This is a genomic window from uncultured Algibacter sp. (assembly GCF_947487605.1).
In the GTDB taxonomy this organism is placed as follows: domain Bacteria; phylum Bacteroidota; class Bacteroidia; order Flavobacteriales; family Flavobacteriaceae; genus Algibacter_D.
Genome location: NZ_CANKXK010000002.1, coordinates 138,493 through 155,379 on the forward strand (window position 1 = coordinate 138,493; position 16,887 = coordinate 155,379).

Genomic DNA, 16,887 nt, shown 5'->3' on the forward strand with positions numbered 1-16,887 from the left:
TAAATATATTTGTAATTTGCTAAAAAGCTACTTTTTTTGTGGTTACAAAAGTAAGGTTTTTATAGTATTTAACAAGTCAAAGTTTTATTCTTTGTTAACATCATTATTTCTGGTTTCTAATTAATGATTTTAAGCTATCAACTGTCTCCCAATCATTATTATCTCCAGAATTATAACTAAAACCTTCTTTTACTTTTTTTGCATCAAAAACCTTAATATAATTTTCTAAATTCCACATAGGTGTAGGAGGAAGTATTGTGAAGTGTGTGCCTAAATCATAAGTATAGAAAGAGTTAGATGATGAAATCATTTCCTCATGAATTTTTTCACCTGGTCGAATTCCAATAATAGGTTTATCGCATTCAGGTCCAATTGCATTTGCAACATCCATAATTTTATACGATGCTAATTTTGGTATCAAAATCTCGCCTCCCCATGCATATTCCAATGCGTGTAAAACCATTTTAACGCCATCTTCCAAAGAAATATTAAAGCGTGTCATACTAGAATCTGTAATGGGTAAAATTCTATCTTCTTCTTTCTTTTTTAAAAAGAAAGGAATTACAGAGCCACTCGACCCCATCATGTTTCCATAGCGTACAACAGAAAACCTTATGGGTTCCTCTTTTTTAATATTATTCGCAGCAATAAAAAGTTTGTCTGAGGCCAACTTTGTTGCACCATATAAACTAATAGGAGCGCAAGCTTTATCTGTAGATAAGGCAACAACACGTTGCACATTATTTTGCAAACAAGCTTCAATAATATTTTGAGCACCACCAATGTTAGTTTTTATACATTCATCAGGATTATTTTCGGCTGTATGAACATCTTTCATAGCGGCTGTATGAATAACATAATCAACACCATTAAAAACTCTAATCAATCTTTCTAGATCACGCACATCGCCAATGACAAATTTAATTTGAGGGAATTTTGTCTTGGGAAACTCTTGAGACATAAGCGCGTGCTTGCGTTCATCTCTTGAGTATATATATAAACATTTAATCTCAGGATACTTTTTTAGGATATAGCTAGCGAGTGCTTTCCCTAAAGAGCCTGTTCCTCCGGTAATTAATATGTTTTTCCCTTTATATTCCAAAATGTGAGTCTCTTTTAATGTCCAAAACTAAGCATCTAAATAGTTTAAAACAACTTTTGCAATGGTGTCTTTATTTTCTGTTGTTAGATTAGAACCAGATGGTAAACATAAACCTGTATTAAAAATAGTTTCCGCAATATTGTTGTCTCCATAAAACTCATTCTCTTTAAATATTGGCTGTAAATGTAAAGGTTTCCAGATAAATTTTGATTCTATATTATGTGCTTTTAAATGATTGAATAACCCTAGAGGATTTCTTTTGCTTTTTGAATTAAACAGGATACAAGACAACCAATGATTCGATTTTATTTTTGAGTTATATTCTGAAAATATTTTTACACTTTCAATTGGCTTGAACAATTTTTCATAAAATTGATGTATTTCCACACGCCTTCTAACGTGAGCATGTAAGGTCTCCATTTGACCTCTACCAATGCCTGCTAATATATTACTCATTCTATAATTGTACCCTATATTACTATGTTCATACCAAAGTTCATCATCCTTAGATTGGGTTGCTAAAAAAATTGCTTTTTCTTTTAATGCCTGTTTTTTAGTTACTAATGCTCCTCCTCCAGAGGTTGTGATAATTTTGTTCCCGTTAAATGAAAGTACACCAAAATCACCTAGTGTACCACATTTTTTTCCCTTATACTCTGAACCTAAAGCTTCGGCTGCATCTTCAATTATTGGGATTTCATATTTCTTCGCTAAAGAAACTATTTTATCCATCTTTGCGGGCATTCCAAAAATATGAACCAAAATAATTGCTTTTGGTTTTTTCCCTTTAGAGATTCTATCTATTATTGCTTCTTCAAGGCATTTTGGACAGATATTCCAAGTGTCTTTTTCACTGTCAACAAATATAGGTGTAGCGCCTTGATACATTATTGGAAATGCTGAAGCGGCAAATGTTAAACTTTGACAAATTACTTCATCATTTTTTTTTACGCCTGCTAAAATTAAAGCTAAGTGAATTGCTGCCGTCCCAGACGACAAAGCAGTTACTTTTAAGTTTTGACCTAAATATTCTTCTAAATTATTCTCAAAATAAGTTATATTTTCTCCAGCTGGAGCTACCCAATTGGTTTCTAAAGCCTCCTGAATATACTTTAACTCTCCACCCCCCATATGTGGCGTAGATAATTTAATTTTTGAGCTCATATTCTAAAAATGGTTTTTAGAATTAATTTAATATCTTTTACAAAACTATATTCATTGATATAGTCTTTATTTAATGCTATCTTCTTAGGCCAAATAACATTTAAGTTATAGTTTTCTGGATTCTCTATATTTTTGAGAAGCAATTCTTCATCTCTGAAATAAATTGTGGCAACACCCGTAATTCCAGGTTTTATGCTTAGTATAATTCTATCGTCACCTATTAATTTATCTGCAAATCCTTCAATATCAGGACGAGGCCCAACAAAACTCATGTCCCCTATTAATACATTAAAGAGTTGTGGTAATTCATCTAGTTTAGATTTTCTTAAAAATTTACCAACCGAAGTAATTATTTGTATTCCATTCATGTCTTCTTTAATAGTTCTTAACTTATAAATATTAAACAAAAAACCATGTTGGCCTACTCTTTTTTGTTTAAAAATACCGCTTTGACCTGTATCCATTCTAGCAATAATTATAAGGAGTAAAATAAATAAGCCTAGCTCTAAAAGTGTAATTAGTGACAAGGTTACATCGAAAATCCGTTTGATTATAGCGTCCTTTTTCTTCAATTTAAAGTTCATTTAGAATGAAATAAAGAGTCTATTTATTTCCTTATTTAATTGGTAGCTCTACACTTATTAATATAGAAAACCATCTACTTATAATCTCTAAGATTCTATCCTAACACACTATATTTAGGACGTTTAGCAACTGTTCTATAATTACTAGTAGCCTTAAGATCGATTTTGCCTAACAACTTGTTTTCTTTCAATATTAGCTTCGCAAAATCGTACCAAGTCATAGGTTCAGAATTACAAAAGTGATAAATTCCATAATTGGTGTTTTTATCTGCTATTAACTCAACTAAATATTTAGACAAATCTTCGGCATCGGTTGGGCAACCTATTTGATCTGTTGTTATTGATAAGTCAATACCATTTTTTGCGTTTTTTACGATAAATTTATAAAAATTATTGCCGTATTTTTTACTGTAAAGCCAAGAAGTTCTTATAATAAAATATTTACTTAAACTGCTCTGGATAAATTGTTCTCCTGCTAACTTAGATTTACCATATTCGTTTATGGGATTGGTTTTGTCTAATACTGTATAAGGTTTTGTTTTCTCCCCATCGAAAACATAATCTGTTGAAATATGAATTAAGATAATATCATTTTCATTACACAATATAGCTAAATTTTGAACGCCTTGTGCGTTAACCTTGTAGGCTAGGTCTGGTGTTTTTTCAGATTGCTCTACATTAGTATAAGCTGAACAATTAATACAATAACTAAAATTGTTTAAGTTAAAATAACGTTTTAATTCAACCTTATTAGTAATGTCTAACTCCTCCTTTACCGCAAAGATAAATTCAAGCCCTAAATTGTTAGTAGAAAATAATTCACGTATTGTTTCTCCCAACTGCCCATTAGCACCAGTTACCAAAACCTTAGATTTCATTAAGAAGTGTTTTTAACGACGGTAAGGCCAAATCTTTTTCAGAAATAATTAATTTCTCCTCAGGAAAATTCCAGTCAATATTCAATGTGTCATCATTATATAAAATCCCTGACTCAGATTCTTTATTATAAAAATTATCGCATTTATATGAGAAAATAGTATCGTCTTCTAACACCAAAAACCCATGTGCGAAACCTCGTGGGACATAAAACTGTTTATGTTGTTTATCATCTAATATAATAGAAAAATGTTCTCCGAATGTATCGGAATTTTTTCTTAAATCTACACAAACATCTAATACTTTCCCTTTTATTACTCGAACCAGTTTTGCTTGAGAATGATTGCTTTTTTGAAAATGTAATCCACGTAAAACACCCATAGATGATTTTGATTGATTGTCTTGAACAAACTTTACCGACAATCCCGTTTGGCTTTTAAAGACGTTTTCATTAAAAGTCTCAAAAAAATACCCTCGCTCATCTTCAAAAACCTTAGGAGATAAAATATAACAACCTTTTAAGTGTGTTTCTTCAATTATCATATTTAGCTAAATTTTGAAGGTACTCACCATAACCGCTTTTAAGTAAAGGTTCAGCTAATTTACGTAGTTGGTCTTTATTAATATAGCCCATTTTATAGGCTATTTCTTCTATACATCCTATTTTTTGTCCTTGACGCTCTTCTATTACTTGTACAAACTGACTTGCCTGCATAAGGGACGTAAAAGTCCCTGTGTCTAACCATGCAGTACCTTTATCTAAAATTTGAACATTAAGCTTACCAGCGTTTAAATAGACTTTGTTTACATCTGTAATTTCTAATTCACCTCTATCGCTTGGTTTGATATTCTTTGCAATTTCAACAACCTGATTATCATAAAAATATATCCCGGGAACAGCAAAATTAGATTTCGGATTTGTTGGTTTTTCTTCAATTGAAATTGCTTTGTTATCCTTGTCAAACTCAACGACCCCATAACGTTGAGGATCGTGAACATGATAAGCATAAATAATTCCTCCATCAGGATTATTGTTTGATTTTAATATTTGTTGTAGTCCTGATCCATAAAAAATATTATCTCCTAGTATAAGAGCCACTTTATCATCTCCAATAAAACGTTCGCCGATTATAAATGCCTCTGCAAGCCCATTTGGATTTTCTTGAATAGCATATTCAAATTTACATCCATAATTACCACCACTTCCTAAAAGATCTTTAAATAATGGCGTGTCTTTTGAGGTTGAAATAATTAGTATCTCTCTTATTCCTGCAGACATCAAAGTAGTTAAAGGATAGTATATCATGGGTTTATCATAAACAGGCATAAGTTGTTTACTTACAACTTTAGTAAGCGGATGTAATCTCGTTCCAGAACCTCCTGCCAATATAATTCCTTTCATTTAACTATATTGTTTTTTATAGTATAGTTGATAATTCCCATTAGTAACATTTTCTAACCAAACTGTATTGTTTAAATACCAATCTATGGTTTTAGATAAGCCTTCTTCAAATTTTAAGGAGGGTTTCCACCCTAGTTTATTGTTTATTTTTGAAGCATCTATCGCATATCTCTTGTCATGCCCTGGTCTATCTTTTACATAGGTAATCAGTTTTTTTGAAGATCCCATAGGACGACCTAATTTTATATCCATTTGCTTACAAAGTAATTTAACCAAATCAATGTTCTTCCATTCATTGAAGCCTCCAATGTTATATGTTTCTCTATTATCGCCCATATGAAAAACTAAGTCTATCGCCTTAGCATGGTCTTCGACGTACAACCAATCTCTCGTATAATTTCCATCTCCATAAACTGGCAACGGTTTATTATTTATAATATTATTTATAAACAATGGGATAAGTTTTTCAGGAAATTGATTAGGCCCATAATTATTAGAGCAATTTGTTATAACATATGGCAAATTGAATGTTTCTCCATAAGCTCTAACAAAATGATCTGAACTTGCCTTTGAAGCAGAATATGGTGAATTAGGGTCGTAAGAAGTAGTTTCTGTAAATAGCCCTGATTCACCTAAACTTCCATAAACCTCGTCGGTACTTATATGATAAAACAACTTGTTTTTAAAATTAGATTTATGACATTCTTTAAACGCATTAAGGAGGTTTAAAGTACCAATAACATTTGTTTTTACAAAAGCAACAGGGTCTTTTATGGATCTATCGACATGAGATTCGGCTGCTAGATGAATAATCTTATCAAACTTATATTCTTTAAAAAGAGCGTTAATAGTTAGAGCATCTGTAATATCTTCTTTAATAAAAGTATAATTAGTTGCGTTTTCTAAATCTTTTAAATTTTCTAAATTACCTGCATAAGTTAAACAATCTAGATTATAAATCATATAATCTGGATATTTGTTCACAAATAAGCGTACAACATGAGAGCCAATAAACCCTGCGCCTCCTGTTATTAGAATATTCATTTATCTATACTTTTTCTTTAAAGCGTTCTAAAAACTTCAAAAAGTCTATTGCTAATAATAAAACAAAGATTAATATTGACAATAGACATGCATATACTATTGGCCTACTTAACTCCAATCCAAAAACATCAGTAGTATCTTGTACTACACCTCGCTCTTTTTTTACAGATACAATTTCTATAATGTTTTCTATTTCTTCTTTAGTACGTTCAATTTCAACTAACTCTCTTCTTAAAACCAAGTCACTTTGATATAATTCATATTCTTTGGTAATGCTTTTATCTTCAGTATTGTCTATAGTAATACTTGTTTGTCCAGCATTTTCAGGGTCGGTAGTTTTCAATAAAACCTCTTGATAAACCGCTTGTAAAGAATCTGATTTCTGTAATGTTTGTTTTAGCGCAATTTCACGTCCTCTCAGTTCATTTAAATCTCTCATTTGTGCATTAAGGAAATAAGGAGATGTTTTAACCTTATTCACTACTTCTATAATGACGTCCTCAAAAGATTCATTAGTATAAGAATGTAAATCTATTTTTTGAAAAGGTACGTCAAACTCTTTTGAAAATTCTAGGTAATTATCGTATGTGATTGTAGACGCCACAACAGAATCTAAGCTTTTGATATAAGTGTCATAGCTCTTAATTCTATTGTTATCGTTTGTAACCGCCACTATAGAAAAACCTTTAATGGATGATGCTTTTGAAGAATTTATATTCAAATCATTGGCTAAAGTAATGGTGTCTACTTCAGCAACAAGTTTGTTATAGTACTCAACAGCCTCATAAAGCACTTCTCCAGTATTATAATTTTGCTTAATTATAGCCGAAGAACTATAATATGGGTCTGATGTTTTTTCATTTATAAATCCTAAAGCAAAACCTATTACCCCTGCTAAGATGATTTTTATAAGATGCTTTTTTATAAAAAATATCATCCAAACAAATACTAAAAAGAGCTTGTTAAAAATGCTTCCTATAAACTTAAAAAATCGATCAAAAGTGTTTCCTAATAATTTAAACAATTGTCCTAAATCTACTTCTTCAGATTGCTGTGGCTTCGGCAAATCTTTGCTCATAATCCTAAATTATTAATTAAATATTTGTTCTAATATCTTTCTTGTTATTACATATGTGGGTCTAACACCAGATGTTCCTAACCCACCAGAAGCTAATGTGCTTCCTGTTTCTAATGGATTATCACTTGCATAATAAGCGTATCTCACTTTTACATCGGGGTTTATGCTACCTCTAACTTTTGCAGCTGCCTGAATTGCTTTTTGATAATGCGCACCCTCCATTTCTAATCCAATTACATTCCAAGTTGAGTTATAAAAGAACTTCAAAATATCCTTATTCTGTAAGGATGTACCAAGCACTGTAATCATGGTTCCTTCATAGACACCAACACCTTGACATTCTAAATCTTCTTTAGTCAATTCATTTTTAAAGGGGTAATTATCTGCTGTCCCTTCAAAAATATGCGCCGATGGAATCATTATATCTCCTTTACCCCCTTCTAAAATCCCAGCTTTTCCCATAATTGATAAAGATTTAACATCTAAATGAACCTTCTTGCCTTTTATTTTATAAGGCTTCAATAATTCATCAATCGTCTCGTAGGCTTGCTCTCCAAAAGCGTAATCCATGACTAATATAAGCGGTTTTTTCGACTTTAACACAGATTCATTTATATTAATATCTGTTTTTGAGTCGCCTAATAGTTGAGTATCAAAAACTTGAACATCTATGTTTGCTCCAGAAGTATCTTTAATATAAATCATCCCCTTTTGCAACGCTTCTTTTGTAACTTTATTTCGAAGATCATTGTTTTCTTTATTGCTCAAAGCTTCATATACTTCAAAAATATCTTTTTTCGAAAGCAAAGTTTGTAATGCATTTGGGGCAAAAAGCGTATTCATAACACTATGCATGTTGGCGCTAATAATATGAATTTCCCTATCTAAAAGTGCTTTTTTATTAAGAATTTCTTTAATATTATTTGCCCATACTTCTCCATGTATATGGTGACCTATGCGTTCTCTTAACACAGGACTAAATGTTACTGTCCGCTTATTATCATTTATTTGCTCTTCAATTGCTAACTTTCCTAACCAATACACTATGTGTAATAAACGTTCAGGCTTTGTTGGTGTTGAAAATTCGTTGTAAATATTTCTTAACTCGTTAAAAGTTCTACCAAGAATATACGCTGCATGTGTAATTGCAACTTCTCTTTCTTCTTGAGTGAGTTTCTTTTTTGATAAAACAGCTTTTTCCAATTTTATCCAATCTCTAGTAGTCGCACCGTCTTCATTAATCACTACGCGATTACTAATTTTGTGAGATTCTACAAAAAGAAAAGTAAGATGTGTTAAAATATCATAGATTTCAGAACGTCCTCTGGTAATCTCAATATTCATTTGTTCATCATCAATTCTATAGCAATTACGTCTTCTCTTTTCAGGAATAATTGGTTTAAAATGAGAATTGGCATAACCTTCGTCACTAGTTAAATTAATAAATCGACACTCTTCAATACCAATTGGAAGCCTATCCATGACATATAATAGACCTTCCAATTCTGCTTTTTCTTCGCCTATAGAACCATAGATTTCTGGTTTTAAAAGCAATAAAGCTTGCCTTAGTGTTTCTCCAGAAACCCCCATAGGTTTATAAAACCCTCTATTAAACAAATGACGCATAGTTATATACATCCGCTCAATAGCGTTCGAGCTTTCTTGAGCACGAGTTCTCTCATGATGTTTTTTACTGCGCATAGTCTAGTTTGGTTGCACCAAAGATACTATTATTTGTGTTAATTTTTATACAAAAAACTATCAACAATTTTTCTGTCATTCGATAGTCTAGGAAGCTTATTTTGCCCCCCTAATTTACCAATGGATTTCATATAGTCTTGAAAACCGCCTTGCTTCACTTTAGTTATTTTAAGTGGTTGTAGCACTTTACCTTGAATCAAATCAAAATAATAGGTGTTTTGTTTTTGAAGCGATTCGTCTATTTTTTTTGCTAAAGCGGAAAGATCTTTTGGTTCATTTTCAAATTCAATAAACCATTCATGATATGGCAACCCTTCTTTGGGATTTATTTGAGGGGCTACGGTAAATTCTGAAACTCTAATAGTAGAGTTTTCAGTGGCTTCTTGTATGGCCTGTTCTACTTCTTTGCCTATAACATGCTCACCAAAAGCAGAAATAAAATGTTTTATTCTTCCTGATACTATAACTCGATAAGGTTTTGTTGAAGTAAACTGAACGGTATCTCCAATATTATATGCCCACAATCCAGCATTTGTTGAAATTATCATCACATAATTTACACCAACCTCAACAGATCCAATAGTTATTCGTTTTGGGTTTTCATCAAAAAATTCATCAGCTTTAATAAACTCATAAAAAATACCTGAATTTAATTGAAGTAACATTCCTTTTTCATCTTGTTTATCTTGAAAAGCAAAAAAGCCTTCACTTGCAGGGTATAACTCTATACTATCTACTTTTCTGCCAATAAGATTTTCAAATTTTGCTCGGTAAGGCTCGTAATTAACCCCTCCAAAAATGAATAGATTAAAATTTTTAAATATATCACCTACTTTCTTTCCTGTTCTCTCTTGAAGCTTTTCAAAATACATTTGAACCCAAGAGGGAATTCCAGAAATAATAGTCATGTTTTCAGGCAAAGTTTCTTCAACTATAGCATCTACTTTAGTTTCCCAATCTTCAATACAATTGGTTTCCCAAGAAGGTAACCTGTTTTTTTGTAAATATTTAGGAACATAATGCGCGACAATCCCTGATAATCGTCCAAGTTGCACCCCGTTTTGTTCCTTTAAAATGGGGCTCCCTTGTAAAAAAATCATTTTACCATCTACAAATTTTGCATTCCCTGTTTCATAAATATACATTAGAATAGCATTTCTAGCCGCTTCAACGTGACTAGGCATACTCTCTTTTGTAATTGGAATATATTTTGAACCTGAAGTAGTTCCTGATGTTTTTGCAAAATAAATAGGCTTACCTTTCCAAAGGATATCTTCTTCACCGGCTACTACTTTTTCAACATAAGGCTTTAACTCTTCATAGTCTCGAATAGGGACACGTTTTATAAAATCTGCATAATTATTTATACTCACAAAATCATGATCTTTTCCAAATACAGTGCTAGTAGCTTCAGAAATTAATTCTTGAAAGATTTTGTTTTGAGTTTCAATGGGGCTATTAGCCCATTTCTGAATTTTTTTATAAATACGTTTTGCAAAAGGTTTTGCTAAAGCAGATTTTAGTGATAGCATACGTTTTATTATTCTGTATTCTTTTTAAGATTCTATAATACGTGATGTTCAATTGAAAAAATTGCTATCTAAAACTTTAATTACATTTAGTAACTCTTTACAAATAATATTAATTGCCTAAATAAAAAGCCAATACATAACAATACAAATGTTAAAGCAGGAAGAATCAAACTGTATCTTTCCCAAAGTTCTTTATCAATAAACCCTATTTCTTGAAAGCTTGAAATAGTATCAAAATATTCATTCTCTTCTATTTGCTCAGAAGCAAGAGCAGTTAACTCTTTTCTTAAATCAAGCTCTTTTGTTAACAACTCATATTCCTTTGTTTGAACGCGTTCTTGAACAAGTGACATCCCATCTTTTAATGTAAGAGGTCCATTATTGCTGTTAGATTCAGACTGCATGACATTAATATAAACCCGTTTTAATGAATCTACTTGATTCAAAGAATTTTGAATTCTTTCTTTTTCAATTAATATAATAGAGTCTCGTTTCTTCATTTTTTTCATAGAATACTCATTTGAAAATGTAGAATTTAAACCTTTTTCTAAAAATTTAAAAATATCCTTTTTTGAAGACTTCACTTTAATTTCAAATAAATCTCCAGAATAAATACTTCTATTTTCCACAAAATCTTTAAAACTAAAATCTTCTCTTCTTATACTATCAATTCCTTTAAGAAAGTTTTCGTACTGAAGTGCCCTTTCATTTTCCGTTTCAGGTCCTGGATTCATTTCAAATTCTATTAAACCCTTCAATGCCTCTTCATCAATATTAAAAGCACTATTTAAACGTTTATAATCCTTATCCTTAATCAAGGCATTATAATAGTCAATATTTGTAACTAATTGATATTTAGAGTCAAAATAAGGCTTAACAATCATTTGTGCTGTATAAACATCCTTACTCATTTTTTCTAGAGCAAACCCTAAAACACCAGCCACAATAATGGAAAGTATAATAAGTTTATAATTATTTAATAAGGCTTTAACAAGAAAAACAAATACGTTTAAAATGGATTTGAAAATGGATTTGAAAAAATTAAAAAATCTTTCAAATGCACTTCCAATAAGTTTAAATAATTGACCTAAATCTACTTCTTCTTGATCGGGTTTTGGGGAATAATTATTTGCCATATTTTAGTTTTCTATTAATTAAATTTTATTGAATTATTCTTATTTAAAATCTATAAAGTTTGTTGGGTTAATTGGATAGCCGTCGTTCCATAATTCGAAATGCAAATGTGGACCCGTAGAAAGCTCTCCCGAGTTACCTGCAGTTGCAATTACTTCTCCTGCTTTAACCAGATCGCCTTGAGATTTAATTAGAGCTGCATTATGCTTATATGCAGAAATTAATCCGTAACTATGTTCTATAATTATCACATTTCCAGTGCTTGCAGTCCATTCGGAAAAAATTACAGTACCATCAGCAGTTGCTTTAATAGGCGTGTCTTTTGTTACTGCAATATCAACAGCATAATGTTTTTCTTTTAAATTATATGGTTCACTAATGGTGCCACTAACTGGTGGAAACAACACAAAATTAGTTGAAGATATCGCCGATTCAAACAAATTATATTTATCTTCTTTATCAACTTTCTCTCTAAGTAGCGAATCTTCAATAATAGGTTTTAAATCCACTTCACTTGCTTCAAGTTTAGTAGCTTCAATAATGGAATCTTTATTAATGTTAGAGGCGCTAACATCTCCTTGTAACACTTTCTTTATAGATGTATAGTAACGTTCATTCAATGCTAATACCCGCTGAAGAGAATCTGTTTTATAACTTAAAGCTGTAGCCTGTTTTTTTAAAGCTGTAGACGAATAACCTGGAATATACTCTCTAAGAGAAGTGAAAGCAATGATGAAATAGGTAATCATAATTAACAATATAATTCCAGCAAAACCAAAAACAAATACGTTTAACCTATTTAATTTAAAGGCTATACGTTCCTCAAACGTGTTTTCATTAAGTATCACTAATCGATACTTATCGAGTAATTTATTCTTAATTTTACTTGATCCTTTTTTCTTTTCACTCATAACAAAAAACAAAAATAAACAAATTATTGTCAAGCTCTTTCTATTAATACTAAAGTTAGGCTATAAACGCTAATATTAAACTTTAATTATTAACTTTGTAATCAAATTAAATTAATTATGAGTTTATATATATTACCATTAGCAATTGGTCCATGGCAAATAGCTTTAATCGTTGTTGTTGTATTACTTTTATTTGGAGGAAAGAAAATTCCTGAATTAATGCGTGGCCTAGGTAGTGGAATAAAAGAGTTTAAAGATGCTAGTAAAGAAGAAGACACTAGTAAAGATGATAAAAAGGAATAAGTATCGTTCCTAAACTAAAAAAACCAGCACAATGTGCTGGTTTTTTTATTGAAATTATTCAAGTTTTATCGACTTAATAATAGACTCAAGCTCAAACATATAATTTCGTTTTTCTACTGAAGGCGCAAAGGCAAACCCTTCTGCAATAACCCATCTATTATTAATTTTATCTTCTATAGCGTAATTAATAAATGGGCCAGCCATAAAAGCATTTTTAACATCCCACATACCCTTTGTTTCTAGAGTAGGCTTGTTATCTAAAATTGTTTCAATATGAAAAGGCGTATAAGCCATTTCTGTTATCATATAAGATCCTTCTACTGGTCCTTCAATATGTGATTTGCCAATGGAGTCTCTAATAGCTATAATTTGATTTATAATACTATCATTTCTCTTAATAGCATCTATGGGTAATTCGTAAATCAATAAATTTAAGGTACCTGTATTAACATCTTTTCTTAACCAAAAGAAATTATTATCGTCCTTAGCAACCCTGTATGCTGTTGGGAATCTAATATTTAGTCCCATTTTTTCTTTTAAAAATGACGCATTATATAATGACTTTTTGATTAAACGCTGCTTTTCATAAATTTCGATATTTCTAAACGTTTCTATTATTCTTGATGCATTCTCCTTAAGTTGATTTATTACATCTTGTTTTGTTTCTCCTAAAACAAGAACCACCTTCTGTGGCTTTGCATATATGTTACTATGAAATTCGGTAGCAGTTTTTTTTCCCATTTCTACCTTTAAAATAGTACGATTTTTAGTAATAAACCCCGAAAACACATTCGTTGGAATTTGGTTTATTGAAAACACGGGCTCGTCTTGAGGCAATCCATAAACTGGTGATGCTAAAACATCCCTTATTGCTTCACCAACACTTCCCTTCCAAGATTCATTATCGATTACTACAGATACTTCATTAATGTTTCCAGTAGAGTCTAAAAGTATTTTTTCATCTGCTTTTCCCTCTCCACAAGACATAACAAGTAATAACAAGACTAAAAATAAAATTGATTTTTGCATAATTTATATGGTTTTTTAGTGCTTAACTTTTAGATATTTTAAGCGTCATTCCAGGTTTTAATTTATTACTGCTAATATCGTTCCAATCTTTAATGTTTTGAACAGAAACTCCTGGGAATTTTTGAGATATACTCCAAAGTGAATCACCACTCCTAACAGTATAGGTAGTTATATTTCCAGCTAATGGTTTTGAACTTGATTGTTTTTTGCTGGTTTTAGAAGCCTGAGCATAAGGCTTTCTTGGGTAAATAGTTAGCCGTTGTCCAATTTTTAAGTCGTTACTTCTTAAACCATTCCATCGCTTTATATCACTTACTCTTACGGCGTATCTTCTTGCAATTCTACCTAGGTAATCGCCAGACCTTACAGTGTATCGTACTCGATCGTTAGCGTTAAAAAACTTAGGCAAGGGTTTTTCTCTTTTGGCAAATTCTTCTTTAACAAAAGCATAAATAGCTTCTTCATTGTTCACAAAACTACCTACAACATCTCTTGGTAATCTTAACACATAATTCTCATCTTTTATAAATGGTATAATGTCTAATTTATATGAAGGATTTAAAAATTGAAGCTCTTCAACAGGCGTTCCTGTAACTTCTGAAACTTGATCCAAAGTAATCATGCTTTTTACTCTTATTGTATCTGTTTCAACCAATGTTAGTTCTGGCTTTAATTTTTTAAAACCATGCGCTTCCGCATATTCAAAAATATACATATTAGCTAAAAAAGCAGGTAAATAACCAGCTGTTTCACGTGGTAAATTGTGTCTAATATTCCAATAATTTTTATAACCTCCAGAACGTCTAATAGCTTTAGAAACATTACCTGGGCCAGAATTATAGGCAGCTAAAGCTAAATCCCAATCGCCAAAAATTTCATATAGTTTTGCTAAATATTTTGATGCTGCTTCAGTGGATTTTATGGGGTCGCTACGCTCATCAACATAGCTACTTACATCTAACCCGTACATTTTTCCAGTAGCAAACATAAACTGCCATAAGCCTGTTGCTCCAACTCGCGACTTCGCTCTTGGTTTTAATGCAGATTCAACAATCGCTAAATACTTTATTTCGAGCGGTATATTATGGTTATCTAATTCGCGCTCAAACATAGGGAAATAGAACGCACTCAAGGTTATTAACTTTTGAATAGACTTTCTTCTGTTTTTAAGGTAAGATTTAATAACACTTTCTAATGCTGGATTGTACTCTACATTAAAAGGTGTTCTTGCGTCTAATTCTTGTAATCTTGCCTTAAGTATGTCGGTAGATAACTCAGGATAATCAACTTCTTCGAATGTTAATTCTGTAACCGATTTATAAATGGTATCAAACAAATTGTTGCTATACAATTCTTCATACCATGCCTCATCAAATTGTGCTGCTAATTTGTTATCCTCTAAAATTTTCTGAGAAGTACTATCTTTTAAAGCTTCAACAACTTTAACTATTTGTGATGCCCCATCTACTATAGTGTCTTTAATAGGGGTATTTTGTACAGAAATAGTGTCTTGAACCTGTGAAAAACAAATTCCTATATTGAAAAGCAATAATATTTTAAAAAAACGAATAGCCATAAAATCTGTTCGGTAGTTATTGAACGATAGTATGGCTAAAATCGTATTTTTTAAGCTAATTAGAAAACTTAATTATGTTTATTCTAAAATTGCTGCAATTCCTGGCAACGTTTTTCCTTCTAAACTTTCTAGCATTGCACCTCCACCTGTACTTACATAACTCACTTTGTGTTCAAAACCAAACTGTTTTACTGCAGCTACTGAATCGCCTCCTCCAACTAATGAAAATGCGCCATTTTTTGTTGCTTCTGCAATAGAATTACCAAGTTCTATTGTTCCATTAGCGAAACTTTCCATTTCAAAAACTCCAAGAGGACCATTCCAAAGAATTGTTTTAGATTCGTTTACAACCTTATCGAATATCTCAATAGATTTTGGTCCTGCATCAACACCTTCCCACCCATTAGGGATTTGGTTAATATCAACTATTTGTGTATTAGCATCGTTACTAAAAGCATCTGCCGCTACTACATCTACAGGAATATGAACTTGAACATTTTTAGCTTTAGCTTGATTTAAAATTTCTAATGCTAATTCCATTTTATCATCTTCACAAATTGAATTTCCTATTTTTCCTCCTTGAGCTTTCACAAATGTAAAAGACATTCCGCCACCAATTATTAAGTGGTCTACTTTATCTAAAATATTTTCAATTATTGTAATCTTCGAAGATACTTTGGCCCCTCCTAGAACTGCTAGAACAGGTTTTTCTCCTGTTTCCATAACTTTTTTAATACTCTCAATTTCTTGTGCTAAAAGATTTCCAAAACATTTTTTGTCTGGGAAAAATTGCGCTACAATGGTTGTTGAGGCATGTGCTCTATGCGCTGTACCAAAAGCATCATTAACATATATATCTCCTAACTTAGATAACTGCTCTGCAAAGTCTTGATCGCCAGCAGTTTCTTCTTTATGAAAACGCAGGTTCTCTAACAGTAAAATTTCTCCTGGTTCAAGATTAGCTGCAGCTTCTATTGCTTTTTCTCCTACGCATTGGTCTACAAATTTTACACCCACACCTAATATATCCTCTACTTTTGCAGCAATATGTTTTAATGAAAACTCCTCCTGCACACCTTTAGGGCGTCCTAAATGGGACATTAAAATACAACTTCCCCCATCTTCTAAAATTTTAATAATTGTTGGTTTAGCTGAAACAATTCTTGTTGCATCAGTAACCTCAAAATTTTCATTTAAAGGCACATTAAAATCTACGCGAATTAGTGCTTTTTTGTTTTCGAAATTAAAATCGTTTATGGTTTTCATTAGTATGTGTTTTTATATTTTAAGTAATTGATACACAAATGTAACTAATAAAGAAGAGCTAAAAAATGTGTTTTTTAACGAAAACGTTTGAAGTGATAAAGATTTTCAAGAAATCTTAAATTTTGTTGCTTAGTTTGGGTAAAAAATAGAAAAAATAAAATCCGAGTAGCTTTTAATAAAGTACT

General features: G+C 31.4%; 16 protein-coding genes. 1 reads left to right on the forward strand and 15 read right to left on the reverse strand.

Features of this window, described 5'->3' with window-relative positions; genetic code table 11:
• Positions 1–103 precede the first annotated feature (103 nt).
• The 12 genes from pseB to Q0739_RS02995 all read right to left on the reverse strand — a co-directional run bounded on the left by pseB (position 104) and on the right by Q0739_RS02995 (position 12,528).
• Positions 104–1,102, reverse strand: coding sequence for a UDP-N-acetylglucosamine 4,6-dehydratase (inverting) (gene pseB / locus Q0739_RS02940; RefSeq protein ID WP_366140760.1), 999 nt, complete (start codon positions 1,100–1,102; stop codon positions 104–106).
• 27 nt (positions 1,103–1,129) lie between these two features.
• On the reverse strand, positions 1,130–2,266 hold the full coding sequence (locus tag Q0739_RS02945) for a DegT/DnrJ/EryC1/StrS family aminotransferase (RefSeq protein WP_298237202.1): 1,137 nt from the start codon (positions 2,264–2,266) through the stop codon (positions 1,130–1,132).
• Positions 2,263–2,838 carry a sugar transferase gene (locus Q0739_RS02950; protein ID WP_298237203.1) on the reverse strand — a complete coding sequence of 192 codons (576 nt, stop codon included), beginning with the start codon at positions 2,836–2,838 and terminating at the stop codon, positions 2,263–2,265. The genes Q0739_RS02945 and Q0739_RS02950 overlap by 4 nt, the downstream gene beginning before the upstream one ends.
• A 107-nt stretch (positions 2,839–2,945) precedes the next feature.
• A complete protein-coding gene (gene rfbD / locus Q0739_RS02955; protein WP_298237204.1) occupies positions 2,946–3,728 on the reverse strand; it encodes a dTDP-4-dehydrorhamnose reductase in 783 nt (260 codons plus the stop codon).
• Complete coding sequence (gene rfbC / locus Q0739_RS02960; protein ID WP_298237205.1) at positions 3,718–4,269, reverse strand: dTDP-4-dehydrorhamnose 3,5-epimerase; 552 nt, start codon at positions 4,267–4,269, stop codon at positions 3,718–3,720. The genes rfbD and rfbC overlap by 11 nt, the downstream gene beginning before the upstream one ends.
• Positions 4,259–5,128: a glucose-1-phosphate thymidylyltransferase RfbA gene (gene rfbA / locus Q0739_RS02965; protein ID WP_298237206.1), complete on the reverse strand. Its 870-nt coding sequence runs from the start codon at positions 5,126–5,128 to the stop codon at positions 4,259–4,261. Before rfbA ends, rfbC begins: the two co-directional genes overlap by 11 nt.
• Positions 5,129–6,172 (reverse strand): dTDP-glucose 4,6-dehydratase, encoded by a 1,044-nt coding sequence (rfbB, locus tag Q0739_RS02970; protein ID WP_298237207.1) that lies wholly within the window; start codon positions 6,170–6,172, stop codon positions 5,129–5,131.
• A 4-nt stretch (positions 6,173–6,176) separates the two neighbouring features.
• Complete coding sequence (locus tag Q0739_RS02975) at positions 6,177–7,250, reverse strand: hypothetical protein (RefSeq protein WP_298237208.1); 1,074 nt, start codon at positions 7,248–7,250, stop codon at positions 6,177–6,179.
• 12 nt (positions 7,251–7,262) lie between these two features.
• The gene (locus tag Q0739_RS02980) at positions 7,263–8,951 is read right to left on the reverse strand and encodes a hypothetical protein (protein WP_298237209.1); all 1,689 of its coding nucleotides are present in this window, start codon (positions 8,949–8,951) and stop codon (positions 7,263–7,265) included.
• A 38-nt stretch (positions 8,952–8,989) separates the two neighbouring features.
• Positions 8,990–10,483, reverse strand: a complete 1,494-nt coding sequence (locus tag Q0739_RS02985) for a GH3 auxin-responsive promoter family protein (protein WP_298237210.1) — start codon at positions 10,481–10,483, stop codon at positions 8,990–8,992.
• Between the two features lie 86 nt (positions 10,484–10,569).
• On the reverse strand, positions 10,570–11,619 hold the full coding sequence (locus Q0739_RS02990; RefSeq protein ID WP_298237211.1) for a Wzz/FepE/Etk N-terminal domain-containing protein: 1,050 nt from the start codon (positions 11,617–11,619) through the stop codon (positions 10,570–10,572).
• Positions 11,620–11,658: 39 nt separating this feature from the next.
• Positions 11,659–12,528: a M23 family metallopeptidase gene (locus Q0739_RS02995; RefSeq protein ID WP_298237212.1), complete on the reverse strand. Its 870-nt coding sequence runs from the start codon at positions 12,526–12,528 to the stop codon at positions 11,659–11,661.
• Positions 12,529–12,645: 117 nt separating this feature from the next.
• Between Q0739_RS02995 and tatA the strand changes: the two genes are divergently transcribed.
• Positions 12,646–12,831, forward strand: coding sequence for a twin-arginine translocase TatA/TatE family subunit (gene tatA, locus Q0739_RS03000; protein WP_298237213.1), 186 nt, complete (start codon positions 12,646–12,648; stop codon positions 12,829–12,831).
• Between the two features lie 54 nt (positions 12,832–12,885).
• On the opposite strand, the gene Q0739_RS03005 is transcribed toward tatA, so the two are convergent.
• From Q0739_RS03005 to Q0739_RS03015, 3 genes are all read right to left on the reverse strand, one after another.
• Complete coding sequence (locus tag Q0739_RS03005; protein WP_298237214.1) at positions 12,886–13,860, reverse strand: DUF4837 family protein; 975 nt, start codon at positions 13,858–13,860, stop codon at positions 12,886–12,888.
• A 22-nt stretch (positions 13,861–13,882) separates the two neighbouring features.
• On the reverse strand, positions 13,883–15,436 hold the full coding sequence (locus tag Q0739_RS03010; RefSeq protein ID WP_298237215.1) for a LysM peptidoglycan-binding domain-containing protein: 1,554 nt from the start codon (positions 15,434–15,436) through the stop codon (positions 13,883–13,885).
• A 78-nt stretch (positions 15,437–15,514) separates the two neighbouring features.
• Entirely contained in the window at positions 15,515–16,702 is a 1,188-nt protein-coding gene (locus Q0739_RS03015) for a phosphoglycerate kinase (RefSeq protein WP_298237216.1), read from the reverse strand.
• Between the last annotated feature and the right edge of the window lie 185 nt (positions 16,703–16,887).

What these genes read in the sequence shown, in the direction of transcription:
- rfbD (WP_298237204.1), bottom strand. Translation starts at nt 3,728, where the DNA reads ATGAAATCTAAGGTTTTGGTAACTGGTGCTAATGGGCAGTTGGGAGAA.
- Q0739_RS03005 (WP_298237214.1), bottom strand. Translation starts at nt 13,860, where the DNA reads ATGCAAAAATCAATTTTATTTTTAGTCTTGTTATTACTTGTTATGTCT.
- rfbB (WP_298237207.1), bottom strand. Translation starts at nt 6,172, where the DNA reads ATGAATATTCTAATAACAGGAGGCGCAGGGTTTATTGGCTCTCATGTT.
- Q0739_RS03015 (WP_298237216.1), bottom strand. Translation starts at nt 16,702, where the DNA reads ATGAAAACCATAAACGATTTTAATTTCGAAAACAAAAAAGCACTAATT.
- Q0739_RS02945 (WP_298237202.1), bottom strand. Translation starts at nt 2,266, where the DNA reads ATGAGCTCAAAAATTAAATTATCTACGCCACATATGGGGGGTGGAGAG.
- Q0739_RS02975 (WP_298237208.1), bottom strand. Translation starts at nt 7,250, where the DNA reads ATGAGCAAAGATTTGCCGAAGCCACAGCAATCTGAAGAAGTAGATTTA.
- Q0739_RS02995 (WP_298237212.1), bottom strand. Translation starts at nt 12,528, where the DNA reads ATGAGTGAAAAGAAAAAAGGATCAAGTAAAATTAAGAATAAATTACTC.
- Q0739_RS02980 (WP_298237209.1), bottom strand. Translation starts at nt 8,951, where the DNA reads ATGCGCAGTAAAAAACATCATGAGAGAACTCGTGCTCAAGAAAGCTCG.
- Q0739_RS02990 (WP_298237211.1), bottom strand. Translation starts at nt 11,619, where the DNA reads ATGGCAAATAATTATTCCCCAAAACCCGATCAAGAAGAAGTAGATTTA.
- Q0739_RS03010 (WP_298237215.1), bottom strand. Translation starts at nt 15,436, where the DNA reads ATGGCTATTCGTTTTTTTAAAATATTATTGCTTTTCAATATAGGAATT.
- rfbC (WP_298237205.1), bottom strand. Translation starts at nt 4,269, where the DNA reads ATGATAATTGAAGAAACACACTTAAAAGGTTGTTATATTTTATCTCCT.
- Q0739_RS02985 (WP_298237210.1), bottom strand. Translation starts at nt 10,483, where the DNA reads ATGCTATCACTAAAATCTGCTTTAGCAAAACCTTTTGCAAAACGTATT.
- rfbA (WP_298237206.1), bottom strand. Translation starts at nt 5,128, where the DNA reads ATGAAAGGAATTATATTGGCAGGAGGTTCTGGAACGAGATTACATCCG.
- tatA (WP_298237213.1), top strand. Translation starts at nt 12,646, where the DNA reads ATGAGTTTATATATATTACCATTAGCAATTGGTCCATGGCAAATAGCT.